Raw genomic sequence first — 16,831 nt, forward strand, 5'->3', positions numbered from 1 at the left:
TCGTCACAAGTTCTCGATCGCGTCCGCGAGGTTCTCGACGGGGAGCCGGGCGTCTAGCTCGGCCGTTGCTCCGCGGCGGAGAAGTGGCTCAACCTCGACCACATGAGATCGGATCTGCTGCTGTTCTTCTTCCGATCGCCCGTACGGGTTGTTCGTCCTTCGACGTACTCGATCAATCAACACATCGGCAGGTGCACTGAGCAACACCACGTGTTCGAAGCGGTCATAGAACTGCCCCTGATTTTCGCTGGTGCCTGACACCACAACATCCGGTTCCTGCGTCAGCAGGTCTAGCATTCGAGCCTCATCCCACAAGCCGCCATCACCGTCGGTCCAATCGTCGTAGTCGGTGTCGATCGTGCGCCAGCCTCGCGTTGCGAGTTCGGCTAGCACGGTGGACTTACCTGTGCCGGACATTCCGGTGACGAGAATCCTGGCCATGTTGAAACTGTATCCGCGAGTAGAGCAAGCCCGCCGAGATCGATCGTCTCCGGCAGGGCACCGAGATCGAAGTGCGCTCGGGCCTCTGGCAAGGTGAGAGCACCATGTTCTTCACGTCATCTGGCCCTGACGGCGCGTCGCCCGTGCTTCTCCTCCACGGTGGTGGCGTTGCCGGATGGATGTGGGGTTCCCTCCGGAAGCGGCTTGAATCGAACTACACCGTTCTTGTTCCCGACCTACCGGGACACGGGAAGTCGGCCGCTGAGCCGTACGTCTCTCACCCGCACGCTCTTTCCGCGATCACCACGTTGTTAACTACCGCTGTTCCCGACCGGCCCGTCACCGTCATCGGGTTCTCACTTGGAGCTCAGCTCGCCATCCAACTGGCCTCAGCGCGCCCCGACCTCGTTAGTCAAGCGATCGTCGTGAGCGCTCAGGCGAAGGCCATGCCGTTTGCGAATGCCACGCTCGCCGCGCTCGGTGTCAGCGCACCCCTGGCCCGCCAACGGTGGTTTGCAAAACTGCAAGCCCGCGAGCTCTTCATCCCTCCTCATCTGATGGAGGACTACATCAGCACCAGCTCTGACATCACGAAAACGACGCTCCTCGCCGCGGTCGGAGCCAACATACGGTTCGAGCTGCCAGCCGCATGGTCGAAGTTTCACGGACGAGCCCTTGTCATGGTCGGGGAGCGTGAACGCCGTCTCATGCGCGACTCGGCCCACATCATCCACGCGGCCCTTCCGAGCAGCACGCTCTCTGTTGTCCCTGGATGCGGACACGGCATTCCGTTGCAACGCCCCGATTGGTTCGATGACCGTGTGATCGGCTGGCTCGATGCGATTTAGAGCCTGTTGACAAAGGCGCGGCTGAAGCGGTCTGCCGTAACGTGCTTGCGGTGCATGTGAGTAGCAACCTTTTCAGCGCCCAACCACCGCTCCCGCCCGGATCTCCTGTGTGCGCTCCAACAAGACATGACGAACCGTCTACGCCAGGGCAGAACGCTCCACCGCGTGAACGGTATGGCCTACGTCAACTTCTACGACGTCAGATCTGGATGTGTTCGGGGTAGTGCTGTTGTCGGTGGTGCCCCTGGGCTATCAGTGACTCGAGCGCGGTGCGTTGTGGATCGGTGAGAACCCACACGAACCGTGTCAACGCTCAAAGAGGTCACCGAATCCGGGGATGCCGAGATTCGACAGTCCTTCACCGAAGCCGCTGATCTGCTCACCCGCACCCGTGATGGCATCCTGGGCACCGCCTGCCCATTCGCCAACACCGGAGTTGTCCGCGAGGGAAGCGAGGTCGATACCGGACGCCATCGCCTCCAGATCCACACCTTCCGCGAGCCCTGCGAAGTCGACGCCCATCTGCCCGGCTGCCTCCAGCAAGGGGCCCGCGACGCTGCTGATGATTGCCCCACCAGCCACAGCGGCGAGCAGACCACCCGCACCTGCGACGCCCGTTGCGATGAGTCCGCCCCTGCCGGCCTTGGCGAGCAGCCCCGACATCTCGGATGAAACGCGAGATGCCGCCGGAGGAGCGTACCGATCCGTCGACGCGGGTGACGCGTGGGGACGGCTCGATTCATCCGCCGACGGGGTGGCTGCGCGGCGATCAACCGTGACAGCGTCTGCTGCGGAGCGGACCATGTCGCGCCAATCCTTACCGCTCGAACCATGAGCAGGACGCTGCGACGAAGACGATGCCTTCCCGGCACCTCTTGAGGCGAGATCGAAGAGACGGGAGAACGACACCATGGAGACACCTCTCGACGGGCGGCACGCGGCCAGAACGTCAAGGTCTCCTCCACCCGTACGGGCCGACCTACCCGGAATCCGACCGTGGACTCGTGATGACGGGTACGTCGCGTCGGGAGTACTCCCCTTGCAAGATGACAGCGTAAGAATGTCACCTATGCTTCTGTTGTGTCGCTCACCTCACGGGAGTATCGGCGGGTGCAGGAGCCGCCCGCGGCCCGACCCATAAGTCGCGTCGTGTATTCTGGGCGACAGCAGGGGGAGTACTCCGATACGGCCGGCTCGTCACTACGAGTGCATTCGCACTCCGGGTCACCGGTTCCCGTTTCAGGGAATGGAGAAGACCTTGACGTCACGTTTTGCACGCCATGGTTCAGGAGACCTTCATGAACGTTACCCCTCTCGCGTGGGGCATCACGATCGCCGTCACGATCGCTTTCTTCGTCTACGAATTCTTCGCACACGTCCGTAAGCCGCACGAGCCGACGATCGGCGAATCCGCGCGCTGGTCGGCCTTCTACATCGGCCTAGCGGTCGTGTTCGGCGTCGGGCTCGGCATCGTATCCGGGTGGGACTTCGGCGGCGAGTACTTCGCCGGCTACCTCACCGAGAAGGCGCTGTCGATCGACAACCTCTTCGTATTCCTCATCATCATGACGGGGTTTGCGGTGCCGCGCGCGTATCAGCAGAAGGTGCTGATGATCGGCATCGTCATCGCGCTGATCCTGCGCGGTGCCTTCATCGCAGTGGGCGCCGCGCTCATCGCGAACCTCTCCTGGATCTTCTACGTATTCGGTGCGTTCCTGCTGTTCCTGGCGTATCGCCAGGCGCGCGGCGGGCACGAGTCGAACCCGGCAGACAGCGCGTTCATGCGCCTCGTCCGCCGGATCCTGCCCGTCACCGACGAGTTCCACGAAGACAAGCTCACCGTCCGCAAGGACGGGCGCCGCTGGGTGACGCCGATGCTGCTCACGATCGTCGCGATCGGCTTCATCGACCTCGTGTTCGCGATCGACTCCATCCCCGCCATCTACGGCCTCACGGAAGAGGCGTACATCGTGTTCGTGGCCAACGCGTTCGCGCTGATGGGTCTGCGACAGCTGTACTTCCTCATCGGCGGTCTGCTCGAGCGCCTCGTCTACCTCGCGCAGGGCCTCGCCGTAATCCTCGCCTTCATCGGCGTGAAGCTCGTGCTGCACGCGCTCCACGTCAACGAGGTGCCGTTCATCAACGGCGGCCAGGGCGTCGAGTGGGCCCCCGAGATCCCCATCTGGTTCTCGCTGACGTTCATCGGCGCGACCATCGCCGTTGCGACGATCGCGAGCCTCGTCAAGACCCGCGCCGACCGTCGGCGCGTCGACGAGAGCGTCTGAGGGCCCCGTCATGTCTCACCCCGATAGACCCGGGCAGGCGGCCGCACGATGACCGACCTGCTCTGGAACATCGCGCTCGTCGTCATCTTTGTGCTCATCGGCGGCGTCTTCGCCGCCACCGAGATGGCGCTCGTGACGCTTCGCGAGAGCCAGATCACCGCGATCGCCGCCCGCGGGCGGCGCGGTGAGCGGGTCGCCGAGCTCGCGCGCAACCCGAACACCTTCCTCTCCGCCGTCCAGATCGGTGTGACCGTTGCGGGCTTCGCATCGTCCGCGTACGGAGCAACATCAATATCGCCGTCTGTCGTGCCCCTGCTCGAGTCGTGGGGGATGGGCGAGCAGCTCGCGGGGACCGTATCGACGGTTGTCTTGACGCTGATTATTGCGTTCCTCTCGCTCGTGCTCGGCGAGCTCGTGCCCAAGCGGCTCGCCATCCAGCGGAATGCGTCGTTCTCGTACGCGGTCGCGCCCGTTCTCGGTGGCTTCGCGACGATCATGCGGCCCGTGATCTGGCTCCTCTCCGTGTGTACGAACGTGCTCGTGCGTTTGCTCGGTGGGGATCCGAACAAGACGGCCGACGAGATGAGCGAGGAAGAGATCCGCGACATCGTCTCGAGCCACCAGGGGCTGCCGGAAGACGAGAGACGGATCCTCGACGACGTGCTCTCGATGCGCGGGCGGCAGATCAGCGAGGTCATGCGGCCGAGGCCGGAGATCACCGGGCTGGCCGTGGGGTCGTCGATCGCGGAAGCGATCGAGACGGTGCGAGCGCTCCCCTTCTCTCGGTACCCCGTGTTCGAGGCGTCCATCGATGACATCGTCGGGTTTGTCCATGTGCGCGACCTGTTCGAGCAGGGGGACACGGGGCGCCCACTGAGTTCGGTGATGCGCGCGCTTCCCTATCTCCCATCGACCGCGCGCGTCTTGCCGACCCTGACTCGTATGCGCGCCGAGAATGACCAGATTGCCGTTGTGGTGGACGAGTACGGCGGCACCGATGGCATCGTCACGCTCGAGGATCTCGTGGAAGAGGTTGTCGGCGAGATCTTCGACGAATACGACACCGACAGCCTCGCGAGCGCGGAGGACGGTCTGATCGACGGCCGCCTGAACCTGCAAGATGTCGAGGAACTGACGAACCTCGAGCTCCCGCGCGGCGCGTCGGACACCATCGCGGGGCTCGTGATCGAGCGTCTGGGACGCCTTGCCGTCGTTGGCGACACGGTGCAGGTGCCTGGCGCGATGATCCGAGTGATGGCGATTGAGGGACGTCGTGTCGCTTGGCTGCGTGTGATCGCGACAACCGGATCCGACGAGCCCGTCTCGGAGGCGCGTCACGAGTGAGGCCGTGGAGCGCTCCTCACAGCATTGATGTCGCGAGGTGGGGAGCGCAAGTGCGCCGGGGCTTTAGAGTCGAAGGACGAACTAAGCCTTCCGAAAGGACGATGATGAGCCTCACCATCCCGCAGATCACTCTCAACGACGGGCAGCCCTTCGACGAGGTGGGTTTCGGCACGTACAACCTGAATGACGATGAGGGCATCGCCGCAATCGGGGCGGCCCTCGACAACGGATACCGCGTGCTTGATACCGCCGTCAACTACGGCAACGAGCGCGAGGTCGGCGAGGCCGTGCGCCGCTCGTCGATCGACCGCGGCGAGATCATCGTCACCTCGAAGATCCCGGGGCGCCACCACGGCTACGACGAGGCCATCGCCTCGACCCGCGAATCGCTCGAGACGCTCGGGCTCGACCGCATCGACCTGCACCTCATCCACTGGCCGAACCCGAGCGTCGGCAAGTACCTCGACACCTACCGCGCGCTGCTCGCGCTGCGCGAGGAGGGGCTCGTGCGCTCGGTCGGCGTCTCGAACTTCACCGAGGCGATGCTGACTGAACTCATCGACGAGACCGGCGTCGCGCCGGCTGTCAACCAGGTCGAGCTCCACCCCTTCTTCCCGCAGGCGCCGTTGCGCGCCTTCCACGCCGAACACGGGATCCGCACCGAGAGCTGGAGCCCCCTCGCCCGTCGCGGCGAGCTGTTCGCCGAGCCTGTCGTCGGCGAGCTCGCCGAGGCCTATGGCGTGACGCCGACGCAGCTTGTCGTGCGCTGGCACGTGCAGCTCGGGGCCACGCCGATCCCGAAGTCGGCCGATCCCGGCCGCCAGCTCGAGAACGCCGACGTGTTTGGCTTTGCGATCTCGGATGCCGACATCGAGCGCCTGTCGGCCCTCGAGCGCGGTCGCCTCTGGGACGCGGACCCGAACACCCACGAGGAGATGTAGCGCGAACCGCTACGCCGCCCCGATGACCTCAGCCACCTCGTCGACGCTCTCGACGAGGTGAACGTGCGCTTCCATCGGTCGGCCCTTCGCGAGCGCGCGAAGTAGCGGCCAGGCGGGCAGCGTCTGCGTCCAATACTCGTGGCCCACGAGCACCATCGGCGCGACGGCTCGTTCGTCAGCCGCGTAGTAGTTCTCGCACGCGTCCTGGAAGACCTCCTGCACGGTGCCGCCAGCACCCGGCAGAAAGACGATCCCGCGGTTACAGATCTCGAGCAACACAGACTCGCGCAACGCGTTGCGGAAGTACTTTGCGATCGTCGTCGCAAACAGGTTTGGCGGCTCGTGGCCGTAGTGCCACGTCGGCACACCGAGCGACTGCACGGGATCCGCGAGCAGGTCGCGCGCGTCCCGCGCCGCGCGGATCCACTCGTCAACCGACGGCCGGAAACCGGGCGCGGCGGCGAGGATCCGGAGAGCCTCGTCGAGCGCGGATCCGTCCTCGCGCGCGAAGGCGGCGCCGAGATTTGCCGCCTCCATCGCACCCGGACCCCCGCCCGTCGCGACAGTGAAGTGGCGCCCGAGCGAGCGCCCAAGGATGGCCGCGTCGCGGAACCGATCCTCGCCGCGCCTCATGTCGTGCCCGCCCATGACGCCGACGATCTGCCGGCCCGCGACCCACTCGGTGAGTGCCTGGTCGATGCCCTCGTCGTGCATCGCGCGGGCGAGAACGGCATCCGGATCCGTCGCCGTCTGCCGCCACGCATACGCACGGCCGTCGAGCGACGTCGCCCATGTGGCCGTGTCGAACAGCTCGTCGGGTCGATAGAGCCGGTCGCGATGCGGATCGATCGGCGTGCCATCGACACTCGGCAGCAGCAGTGCTCCACGCATCGCGTGGAGCTGCTCGTCGTCGGCGCTCATCGTGCAGCCCGCGAAGGTCGTGCGCGACGTATCGCATGCCGCGAGCTGGCGGGAGAAGGGGCGCAGGTCGAGCCCGACGATCCGCCATCCCGTCAGCCGAACGACGCCGCTGTCGAGACGTCTTGTCAGCTCGGTCACCGACTCGATGGTGACGATGCGGCCTCGCGTGCGCTTCATGAGGCGAGCCTATCGGGGCCGCAATTCCTCACGTCCCCCACCCCTCATCAACTCTCCGACAAATCTGCCCACGGCAACGTGAGACTTGTCGGAGAGTTGATGAGTTGGGGGTCCTCACACCAGTAGCTGGTGCTCCGCGAGCTCGCGGTAGAGCGGGGTCGACTCGACGAGCTCTGCATGGGTGCCCTCGCCGACGACGCGGCCGCTCTCGAGCACCACGATCTTGTCGCTATCGATCACGGTCGAGAGGCGGTGGGCGATGACGATGAGGGTGCGGCCCTGGGCGACGGCGTCGATCGCCTCGCGCATACGCTGTTCGTTGAGGCCGTCGAGCGACGACGTCGACTCGTCGAGCAGCAGGATCGGCGGGGCCGACAGCAGTGCGCGCGCGATGGCGAGGCGCTGGCGCTCGCCTCCGGAGAGCATGACGCCGTCTTCGCCGACCGGGGTGTCGACGCCGCGCTGGTCGCGGTCAATCACATGGCCGAGGTTCACCGCCCGCAGCGCGCGCTCGCAGTCGGCGTCGGTCGCGTTCGGCGAGGCGAGGCGCAGGTTGTCGGCGAGGGATCCGGCGAGCGTCGGCGCATCCTGCTCGACGTAGCCGAACTGCGCGCGAAGCGCCTCGCGCGGGAGGTCGCGCACGTCGTTGCCGTGCAACAGAATGGATCCGCCGGTGGCGTCATAGAACCGTTCGATGAGCGCCAGGATGGTCGATTTTCCGGCGCCCGACGGCCCGACGAGCGCGATGCGCGAGCCGACCGGTACGGCGAAACTAACACCGCGGAGCACGTCGCCGTCGCTCGCGGACGCGAGATCCGATGCCAGGTGCGCGTCGTCGGCCGACGACTGCACTTCGGCGGCGGCCTCCCGCCGCGCCTCGACGACGTTCTGCGGGTACCGGAAGCGCACGTCTTCGAAGGCGATCGCGGGCTCGCCGGATCCGAGGACGGGGACGGCGGATCCGGTGCGGACGGTGTCGTTCGCGTCCTCCTCCGGCAGGTCGAGCACCTCCTGGATCCGGCCGAGGGCGCCGAGCGCCTGGCCGACGCTTGAGAGGGCGCCGAAGGCGGATCCGAGGGGCATGATCATGAGGAAGAGGAACATCGCGAACGTCACGAGCGAGGCGACCGAGACGGCACCCGTCGCGACGCGCAGGCCGCCGACGCCGAGCACGACGAGTAGCGAGACGTTCATCGCGAGCCCTGCGACGGGCACGACGAAGGCCGATGCCTTCGCGACGTCGAGGCCGGCGCGGTAGGCGGCCTGGGCGTTGTCGGCGACGGCCTCCTCCTCGCGCGCTGTCGCGCCGGACGCGCGGATGGTGCGGATGGATCCGATGGCGCGCTCGATGCCGCTCGCGAGCTCGCCGACGCGGGTCTGTTGCACGGCGGTCGCGGAGCGGATCCGGCCCGCGAACGCCGTCACGGCGCCGACCGCGGCGACGAGCACGACGGCGATCGTCAGAAGCAGGATCGGGTCGATCACGAGCATCGCGATGAGCGCGCCCACGAAGATCAGCAGGTTGCCGACCGAGTCGGCGAGGCCCTGCGTGAGCACGGCGTAGAGCAGCGTCGTGTCGGTTCCGACGCGGCTGACGAGGTCGCCCGTGCGGCGGGCGTCGAACTCGCTAATGGGCAGGTGCAGGATCCGCCGGATGAGCCGCCGGCGGCTCGAGAGCACGACGGCGGTGCCGGCGCGCTGCAGCAGGTAGTGCTGGTAGGCGCTCGTCGCCGACTGCAGCAGCACGAAGACGACGAGCAGCACGATGAGCCAGCCGAGGGGATCCTGCGACTCGACGCGCGCGATGACCTGCCCGATCATCAGCGGCTGCACGAGCGTGAAGACCGCCGCGACGACCGAGAGCACGGCGACGCCGATCATCACGCCGCGATGCTCCAGGAGGTACGGCAGGAGCTGCCGGAAGGTGGCGCGGGGCCCGTCATCCTTGCGGGGACGGGAGAAGGGGGAGCGGCGGCGTGTATCGGACATCGTTTGGTATTCTCGCGTGTTTGGTGAGGAAATGACTGAGGGCCGGAGCGGTTGCTCCGGCCCTCAGATCGACTAGTGAGACTAGCTGGCGTCGAGGTCGACGTCCTTCGTCTCTTTACCGAGCAGAAGGGCGATGAGCGTCAGCACGCCGGCGCCCGACATGTAGAGGCCGACGAGCCACGGGTTGCCGCCCGCGGCCTTCCACAGCTCGAGCGCGATGATCGGGGCGAGGGCGGCACCGAGGATCGACGAGACGTTGTAGGCGATCGCGGATCCGGTGTAGCGAACCGAGGTCGGGAACAGCTCGGGCAGCAGGGCGCCCATCGGGCCGAACGTCATGCCCATGAGCGAGAAGCCGAAGACGAGGAACGCCTGGACGAGCGCGCCCATGAACGCCTCGGACTCGCGGGGGAGCAGGAAGACGGTGTAGACGAGGCCGAGCACGATGATCGCGGCGGTGACCCAGATGAGTAGCTTGCGGCGGCCAATCGAGTCGGCGAGCGGGCCCGACACGAGCGTGAAGATGCCGAAGAACACCACGCCGAAGACCTGCATGAGCACGAAGTGCGTGTAGCTGAAGCCGAGTCCCGGCGTCGCGGCGTCGGCGGCTGCGGTGCCGTAGGTGAGCGTGAAGTTCGTCATCAGGTAGAACAGCACGTAGGTCGCCAGCATGAAGAACGTGCCGAGGATCAGCTGCCACCAGTACTTCTTGAACACGTAGCCGAGCGGGGCCTTCTTGATCTCGCCCTTCTTCTCCGCCTTCTTGAACGCGTCGGACTCGACGAGCTTCAGGCGCACCCAGAGGCCCACGATGACCATGACGGCCGAGAACAGGAACGGCACGCGCCAGCCCCACGTCATGAACGCGTCGCTCGCGCCGCCCTCGCCCGAGGGGAGCAGGACGTTGAGCGCGAGGAACAGCGTGTTCGCGATGATGAAACCGATGGGGGCGCCGAGCTGCGGGAACGTGCCGTAGAGGGCGCGCTTGCCGGCCGGGGCGTTCTCGGTCGCGACGAGCGCGGCGCCCGACCACTCGCCGCCGAGGGCGAAGCCCTGCGCGAGGCGCAGGATCAGGAGGAGCAGCGGGGCGACGAGGCCGATCATGTCGTAGGTCGGGAGCACGCCGATGAGGAACGTCGCGATACCCATCGTGAGAAGCGACGCCACGAGGGTCGCCTTGCGGCCGATCTTGTCGCCGAAGTGTCCGAATACCGCGGCGCCGATGGGCCGCGCGACCATCGCCGCACCGAAGACGGCGAACGACGCGAGGAGCCCGGCCGTCTCGCTGGCGCTCGGGAAGAAGAGGGTGGGGAAGACCAGAACCGCTGCCGTCGCGTAGACGTAGAAGTCGTAGAACTCGACGGTGGTGCCGACCAGGCTCGCCGCGATCACGCGTGAGCGTGAGTTCAGCGGCTGTGTGCTCGTAGCTGAAGACATGAAAAAACCTGAAAACCGAATCAAAAAAACACCGGCGGCTGCCGGTGCGTACCGTTAAACGATACCTGACGGTTAAGCAAAATGCACAGGGAGCCCGCGCGAACCGGGTGTATGGGCCGGTTCGGCGGGCTCCCTGTGCATCCAATGCTGAGCAGAACGCTCAGTGAATCGGCTATGTGGTAATCAATGCCACAGCAGTGCGAGGCACACGTTGAGCACGGTGAGAATACCGATCGGCCAGAAGAGGCCGGCGGGCACCGATCCGTTGCGCTTCTGGCGGGCGCCGCCGATGCCGAGCAGGGCGCCGATGACGATGACGACGAGCAGCTTGACGCCGATCTTCATGTAGTTGGGCTCGTAGCCGAGATCCCACGGTGCCGAGAGCGCGAGGCCCGCGACGAGCGCGATCACGAGGCCCCACTGCATGACCTTGGTGATGCCACGCTGGCTGAATGCCTCGACGACCCACCCTCCGAAGAGAGTGGCGAAGCCAATCAGGTGGACGATAACAACGATTGTGTGCAGGGTGGACATACTTCTACTTTACGTAGAAAATCCCAGGTCTGCTACGCCGCTCGGTGCCCCGATCGACTCGCGCCAGATGACGCGTTGCAGCCCTGTCGCGGGTGCGGGCGGGCTCTCCCCGCGGACCGCGGCGATGAGCCGGCGCATCGAGTTCTTGTCGAGCTCCTCGCGGTCGAGCACGACGCTCGTGAGCGAGGGCACGAGGTAGGCGCTCTGCTCGTTGTCGTCCCAGCCCGTCAGGCTCATGTGGCCCGGTACCGACCAGCCCCGGACGAGGGCTGCGCGAAGAGCGCCGGTGGCGACGATGTCGTTCGCGGCGATGAGGGCGAAGGGCGGGGTGTCGTCGGGGAGGGCGGCGACCGCGTCGAAGCCCGAGGCGGCGGCCCAGCTGCCGGGAACGCCGCCCAGCGACTCGAGCCCGAGTCGCTCGAACGTCGCGAGATAGGTGGCCCGCCGTGAGACGGCAGACGGAAACGTGAGATCGCCCGTGACGCCATCGAAGCGGGACTCGTCCGCGGCGAGCTTCACAAGCTCGGGTTCGACGGCCCGCCACACGGTCTTCCACGATGTCCCCAGCTGACGGGCCAGCCCGTGGATCGTGGCGTGCTCACGGCGAAGCTGCCCGACCGCCCAGAGACAGCGCGCTGGGTGATTGACCCGCGCCGAGCGACCAGGGACGGGATCTGCTCCACGAACGTCTTCCGCGCGCACTGCTCGTCGCCACACCGCCAGACCCTCTGCCGCCACACGACCCGCACCCGGCTCGCGCCGGGCACCCCGTCGGCGCGACCAGGCTCGAGACCGTCACGATCAGCAGCCCGTCACGACGGCCGACGTGCTCGACGTGGACACCGTCGAGGTCCAGCAGCAGCTCGCAGCGGGGACACGGGCAGGAAGCGGCGCGCGCGTCAGCACATCCCGAATTTGGGTGAAGCACGTCGAGGTCCTCGTGGTGGATCAGGTGGTTAGCGCTTCTGATCCTCGGGGACCTCGACCCCTACGCGCCAATCACGCGGCCACCCTCACCCCACCGAATGTCCGAAGAGCCGGCATAGCGATTGAGTTGAAATTCCTAAGAACTACGGCCCAAGTTGATTACGAACGATGCCCAGGCAGTGTTCCTCTTAGTTAGAAACTTTTCATAACTTTCCCGAACTTTTATACTACCGGAAACAAGACTTCCCACGCCCGGGACAATCATGTTCCCTAAAAGACCAATTGATGCTTTTCCTACAGTCTCGTAGATAGGAGTTTTCTTTCGGCTTTTCAAGAACGCTTCGTTTGCAATTTCTTGGGCATGTAGTGAAATTTCTTTAGCTTTAGCCTGAACGTCAACATTTTCATCAACTTCTTGCTTTATATACTTGCGAAATTCTTTGACATGCGAATCACCCCTCAATTCTTCGATTCGCTCGTCGTATCCACCCTCCACTCCAAGAGAGTTCCTCACCTTTAAGGACGCAAGCGCACCCGTTACGCCAACATGCCAGTCGGAGAATTTATTCTCCGTCAACTTCGGATCAATTTTTTTGTGCGCCGCCTCTGCAGCAATGGTGTTTGTCAGGATATCCAGGTTTTTAATCTCGAGCGACTCGGCGATCAATTTATCGAAAAGAATATTGTCACCATCTGCCGAGTTTCCATTTGCTCCCGGAAACCCTTCGACATGCTTCACTCCCACAGCATGGTTATCAATGTACGAGAGGTCTCCGCCCGTCATTTTGTTGACAATACCCGCCCACTTCCCACTGATATCACCCCACCCTATGCGACCGAATTCATTCCGAATTTCGACCCCTTGTCCGTAGGCGATTATTGCGCGATCAAGATACGAACTGTCATCAGATAGGAATTTCACGTAAGGCAGATCCCACATGTCCCGCGGACAGAAGTCGCGACTTAGAAAATATAGATTGTCGTAGCAAATCAACAGCCCTATGACGTCTTCCAAAATGGCATTAGGAGCTTCAGGCCGCACCGCCCGATCACCCTTGTTATAGTTATATCCAACAGGTCCAGAAAATCCGATAAACAGATTATTCATAGGTTAAACTGGCTCTCCTGACTTCAGGTGGGGGGCTGGGGCGACGCGCCGGGCGGTGGTGTGACGGCGTGAGGTGAGTCGAGGCCCCGAGGATTGGTAGCGACCAAGCTTCCTGTCCGTTCGGAGACCTCGACCCGTGTCTGATGTTACGGGGTGCGCCGCTGCGTGCCCATCTCCTGCTGTCTATTGCGATCGTTGCGATCTTCTCGCTGGTCTCGGCGGGCTGCACGTTACCGGTGTCGAGCGCTGCGGTGACGGGGTGCTCATGATCGATGCCGAGTCCCCGCCGGATGTTGCCGGGTGTGTGAGGTGCGGGCAGGTCGCTGAGTCCCGCGGACGCAAGACGCTCACGTTGATCGACGCGCCGATGGGCGCCGTCCCGGTGCGTATCCGGTGGCGCAAGCGCCGGTTCCGGTGCGTCGATGACGCGTGCGCGCGGAAGTCGTTCACCGAGCAAGACGCGATTGTTGCCGCACCCGTGCGCAGCTCACGGCCCGAACCATCTCGTGGGCGGTGGGTCAGATGCGGCGGGAGAACGCGTCGGTGCAGGGCATCGCCCGGCAGCTCGGGGTGTCGTGGAAGACCCTGTGGCGGCACGTCAAGCCGGTGCTGGAAAAGCGGGCGGCGGACGAGTCTCGCTTCCAGGGTGTGAGCACCCTCGGCGTCGATGAGCACCTCTGGCATCACGTCTCCACCAAGCCCGTCGAAGACGGCGGGCGGGGCCCGAAGGAGCTGACCGGGATGGTCGATCTGACCCGCGACGCGTCAGGGCGAGTGAGAGCGCGCCTGCTTGATCTGGTGCCGGGTCGCTCAGCGAAGGCCTACGCCGACTGGCTGCAACAACGCGGTCAGCAGTTCCGCGACGCAGTGCAGATCGCGACATTGGCCCCGTTCGCCGGCTACAAAAAGGCACTCGATGACGAACTCGACGACGCTACCGCGGTGCTGGACGTGTTCCACGTCGTCAAGCTCGGCACGCAGGCCGTGGACGAGGTCCGCCGCGCCCAACAGAACACCCTCGAACGCCGGGGACGACGAGGCGACCCGCTCTACGGGATCCGCAACATCCTCCGCGCCGGACGGGAGAACCTCACCGATCGGCAGAAGCAGCGACTCGCGGACGCGTTCGCGGTGAGAGAGGAACACGTCGAGGTCGAAGTCGCCTGGCAGTGCGCACAGCAGCTCCGCGACGCCTACCGGCACGCTGACCTCGCCGAGGGGCGCCAGCTCGCCGAGCACGCCCTCGACTCGGTCCCGTCCTGCCCGATCCCCGAGAGCGCACGCCTGGGCCGCACCCTGACCCAGTGGCGGACCGCGTTCCTGGCCTACTGGACCACGAACAGATCATCCAACGGTGGTACCGAGGCCGTGAACGGCCTCATCGAACTCGCCCGCCGCGTTGCCCGCGGCTTCACCAACTACGACAACTACCGACTCCGAATGCTCCTGGTCGCCGGCGGCCTCGACCCCGTCACCCCCACCTGAAGCCAGAAGAGCCGCATAACCGGACCGACACCGTGTCCACGATCGAGGGTCAAGGCCCAGAATAGAGACCACGCTGTTAGTGCGTAACGCACACACCAACTCCCGCGGAAAATCAACGAACACGAGGCCCCAACGCACTAAATCACGCCAAAGTGACACGATCCAGGTCAGATGCCACAGGCCCGTGCCGTAGTCAAAAAGTCTAGCGCTACGCCATAATAAGGCGCGATGAAGATAAAAAACGTAACCATCAAGAACTTCCGATCCCTCAAGGATGTTGAGATCGACTTCGATGACATCACCACGTTCATCGGCCCCAACGGCGCCGGGAAGTCTACTGTCCTTCGAGCACTAGATTGGTTCTTCAACGGGGCGAAGGCGGGGTCCCTCAGTGAAGAGGACTGCTCGTACGGCGCAGTCAATACAGCGATCGAAGTACGTGTCGTCTTTACCGAACTGACAGCCACCGACCGGCAGGCTCTGGGAAAGTATGTCACAACGGATATGGAAACCTTCACCGCGTGGAAGACCCGCACTCCTGACGGGGTCGAGACGCTTTCCGCGAACGCGAAGGGATACGCACCGTTCACCGAAATACGCAACACTCCCAACGCAACTGCGAAGAGGGACGCATACAAGAAGCTCCGCGCCTCTTCCCCTGAACTTGACCTACCATCTGCTAACACAGGGACCGCGGTCGATGATGCGATGACGACATGGGAGTCAACTCATCCCGATCAGCTCGAGAACGTTCCTGAGGTTCAAACAAACTTCTTCGGGTTTAACAGCAACTCGAAAATGAGTGGCCTATTCGATTTTGTACTCGTCACCGCAGACCTCCGCGCAAGCGAAGAGGCCCAAGACGCGAAGTCGACCGTGATTGGGAGGATTCTGGAGCGGTCCATTGATCGCTCTACTGTCGACGCAGAAGTCGCAGAAATCGTTGAGAGCAGCCGCGCCGAGCAGCAGGCTATCTATGATCGGGCATTCGGAGAACAGCTTGGCAAAATCACTAATGAGCTCAACAGGGTTGTAAAAGGTTATACGCCTGGACGCTCCGTCTCTGTAAGACCAGCCGACGTAGAACTTAAAGCTCCGCGAACAACCTTCCAACTGTCAATCGTTGACGGCGAGACGGAAACCAGTATCGATCGCCAAGGTCACGGCTTTCAGCGCACGCTTCTTATATCGGCGCTCCAGATGCTCGCGCAGTCCGGAACCGCCGGCGATGAAGGAGCGATCTGCCTCGCCATCGAGGAGCCGGAGCTATACCAACATCCAATCCAAGCCCAGGCTTTCGCTAAAGTGCTTCGAACACTGACAGAAGACGAATCAAATCAGATCCAGGTAATGTACGCCACGCACAGCCCATATTTTATTGAGGCGCAGAAGTTCCACCAGGTGCGTCGCCTAACCCGATCCAGCGACATACAGCCTGAGGTATCAATTCACGCCGCCACGCTGGAGGAAGTCAAGTCACGCCTGAACGGCATAATCAAGCCGAGCTCAGTGGAAAGCCAACTCGATGGCACCATCTCGAATCAGCTTTCGATTGCGGTCTTCGCCGATCGCGTATTTCTCGTCGAGGGTACAACAGAGTGCGCCGTATTCTACGGTCTCGGAGACCGCGAGGGCGTAGGGAGCCTGGAAGCTGCCGGCATTTCCATCGTTCCAGTGTCCGGGAAAATGAACATCCCCTTGGCTCACGCAATACTCAGCACGCTCGGAGTTCCCGTATACGCCATGTTTGATGCAGACTTAGGTTTTGAGGATCGTGCAAGCTCCGCAGGAAAGTCCAGCGAAAAGATTGAAGAGGAGCGAAAAGGACACATCAGTTCGAACAGAAAACTCCTACGCTACTTTGGATACCCAGAAGCGGATTTCCCGATGGAGAAAGTCGGCAATCAGGTAGCGATCTTGGAAGACCACCTTGAAGACCACCTGCATAAAAACTGGCCCTCGTGGACAGCATCGCTGCAGGAGCTGGAAACTTCCACAGGGATTTCTGCACGAAAGAACCAGGAAGCCTACCGTACTGTGACCCTTCGTTCTGAGGGACCAGTCCCGCCCGTATTTCAAGCTGTGCTCCAAGCGGTTCAGGTGAGGGCGTAACACCCGGGTCTGATGCAGGATTTGGTGACAAGTCTTGTGTATATCGTTTGCCGGTGTCCTCTGCGAGTCGTCGGGAGATCGCGGCATCTCAATGTCTTGAATCCCTAGGGTTACGAGACGTCTCATTGATGTCTTCGCCCGCCCGCCCGCGATCGGCTGTTTTGCGGCTCTTCGCGTTTGAGGGTGTAGCGCGAGGCTGGATGCGCGGGCGGCGTGGCGGTCGCCGCAATGAGGTCGAGGTCTTCCGAAGATGGAAGTTCCTACACTCGCCCATCCGAAAGA

General features: G+C 63.7%; 13 protein-coding genes and 1 pseudogene. 6 read left to right on the forward strand and 8 right to left on the reverse strand.

What is annotated here, in order from left to right; all coding sequences use genetic code 11:
• Nucleotides 1–3 precede the first annotated feature (3 nt).
• On the reverse strand, nt 4–441 hold the full coding sequence (locus DTO57_RS08870) for an AAA family ATPase (protein ID WP_114117829.1): 438 nt from the start codon (nt 439–441) through the stop codon (nt 4–6).
• A gap of 104 nt (nt 442–545) precedes the next feature.
• Here DTO57_RS08870 and DTO57_RS08875 point away from each other — a divergent pair, with 104 nt between their 5' ends.
• Nucleotides 546–1,289: an alpha/beta fold hydrolase gene (locus tag DTO57_RS08875; RefSeq protein ID WP_114117894.1), complete on the forward strand. Its 744-nt coding sequence runs from the start codon at nt 546–548 to the stop codon at nt 1,287–1,289.
• 306 nt (nt 1,290–1,595) lie between these two features.
• On the opposite strand, the gene DTO57_RS14695 is transcribed toward DTO57_RS08875, so the two are convergent.
• A complete protein-coding gene (locus DTO57_RS14695) occupies nt 1,596–1,952 on the reverse strand; it encodes a hypothetical protein (RefSeq protein ID WP_229730641.1) in 357 nt (118 codons plus the stop codon).
• A gap of 635 nt (nt 1,953–2,587) precedes the next feature.
• Between DTO57_RS14695 and DTO57_RS08885 the strand changes: the two genes are divergently transcribed.
• From DTO57_RS08885 to DTO57_RS08895, 3 genes are all read left to right on the forward strand, one after another.
• Complete coding sequence (locus DTO57_RS08885; protein ID WP_114117895.1) at nt 2,588–3,574, forward strand: TerC family protein; 987 nt, start codon at nt 2,588–2,590, stop codon at nt 3,572–3,574.
• A 48-nt stretch (nt 3,575–3,622) separates the two neighbouring features.
• On the forward strand, nt 3,623–4,918 hold the full coding sequence (locus DTO57_RS08890; protein ID WP_114117831.1) for a hemolysin family protein: 1,296 nt from the start codon (nt 3,623–3,625) through the stop codon (nt 4,916–4,918).
• A 104-nt stretch (nt 4,919–5,022) separates the two neighbouring features.
• A complete protein-coding gene (locus DTO57_RS08895; RefSeq protein WP_114117896.1) occupies nt 5,023–5,859 on the forward strand; it encodes an aldo/keto reductase in 837 nt (278 codons plus the stop codon).
• A gap of 9 nt (nt 5,860–5,868) precedes the next feature.
• On the opposite strand, the gene DTO57_RS08900 is transcribed toward DTO57_RS08895, so the two are convergent.
• The 6 genes from DTO57_RS08900 to DTO57_RS14375 all read right to left on the reverse strand — a co-directional run bounded on the left by DTO57_RS08900 (nt 5,869) and on the right by DTO57_RS14375 (nt 12,952).
• Entirely contained in the window at nt 5,869–6,957 is a 1,089-nt protein-coding gene (locus tag DTO57_RS08900) for an LOG family protein (protein ID WP_114117832.1), read from the reverse strand.
• 114 nt (nt 6,958–7,071) lie between these two features.
• On the reverse strand, nt 7,072–8,946 hold the full coding sequence (locus DTO57_RS08905) for an ABC transporter ATP-binding protein (RefSeq protein WP_114117833.1): 1,875 nt from the start codon (nt 8,944–8,946) through the stop codon (nt 7,072–7,074).
• A gap of 81 nt (nt 8,947–9,027) precedes the next feature.
• Nucleotides 9,028–10,383 carry an MFS transporter gene (locus DTO57_RS08910; protein ID WP_114117834.1) on the reverse strand — a complete coding sequence of 452 codons (1,356 nt, stop codon included), beginning with the start codon at nt 10,381–10,383 and terminating at the stop codon, nt 9,028–9,030.
• A gap of 183 nt (nt 10,384–10,566) precedes the next feature.
• On the reverse strand, nt 10,567–10,917 hold the full coding sequence (locus tag DTO57_RS08915; protein WP_114117835.1) for a Fe-S protein: 351 nt from the start codon (nt 10,915–10,917) through the stop codon (nt 10,567–10,569).
• Nucleotides 10,918–10,926: 9 nt separating this feature from the next.
• Nucleotides 10,927–11,463 carry a substrate-binding domain-containing protein gene (locus tag DTO57_RS08920; protein ID WP_162785719.1) on the reverse strand — a complete coding sequence of 179 codons (537 nt, stop codon included), beginning with the start codon at nt 11,461–11,463 and terminating at the stop codon, nt 10,927–10,929.
• A 517-nt stretch (nt 11,464–11,980) separates the two neighbouring features.
• The gene (locus DTO57_RS14375; protein ID WP_162785720.1) at nt 11,981–12,952 is read right to left on the reverse strand and encodes a hypothetical protein; all 972 of its coding nucleotides are present in this window, start codon (nt 12,950–12,952) and stop codon (nt 11,981–11,983) included.
• Between the two features lie 136 nt (nt 12,953–13,088).
• Between DTO57_RS14375 and DTO57_RS08925 the strand changes: the two are divergent.
• Both DTO57_RS08925 and DTO57_RS08930 read left to right on the forward strand, forming a co-directional pair.
• A pseudogene (locus DTO57_RS08925) lies at nt 13,089–14,437 on the forward strand (ISL3 family transposase).
• A 228-nt stretch (nt 14,438–14,665) separates the two neighbouring features.
• Nucleotides 14,666–16,549, forward strand: a complete 1,884-nt coding sequence (locus DTO57_RS08930) for an ATP-dependent nuclease (protein ID WP_114117837.1) — start codon at nt 14,666–14,668, stop codon at nt 16,547–16,549.
• Nucleotides 16,550–16,831: the final 282 nt, after the last annotated feature.

It is taken from the genome of Microbacterium sorbitolivorans, from assembly GCF_003327285.1.
In the GTDB taxonomy this organism is placed as follows: Bacteria; Actinomycetota; Actinomycetes; order Actinomycetales; family Microbacteriaceae; genus Microbacterium; species Microbacterium sorbitolivorans.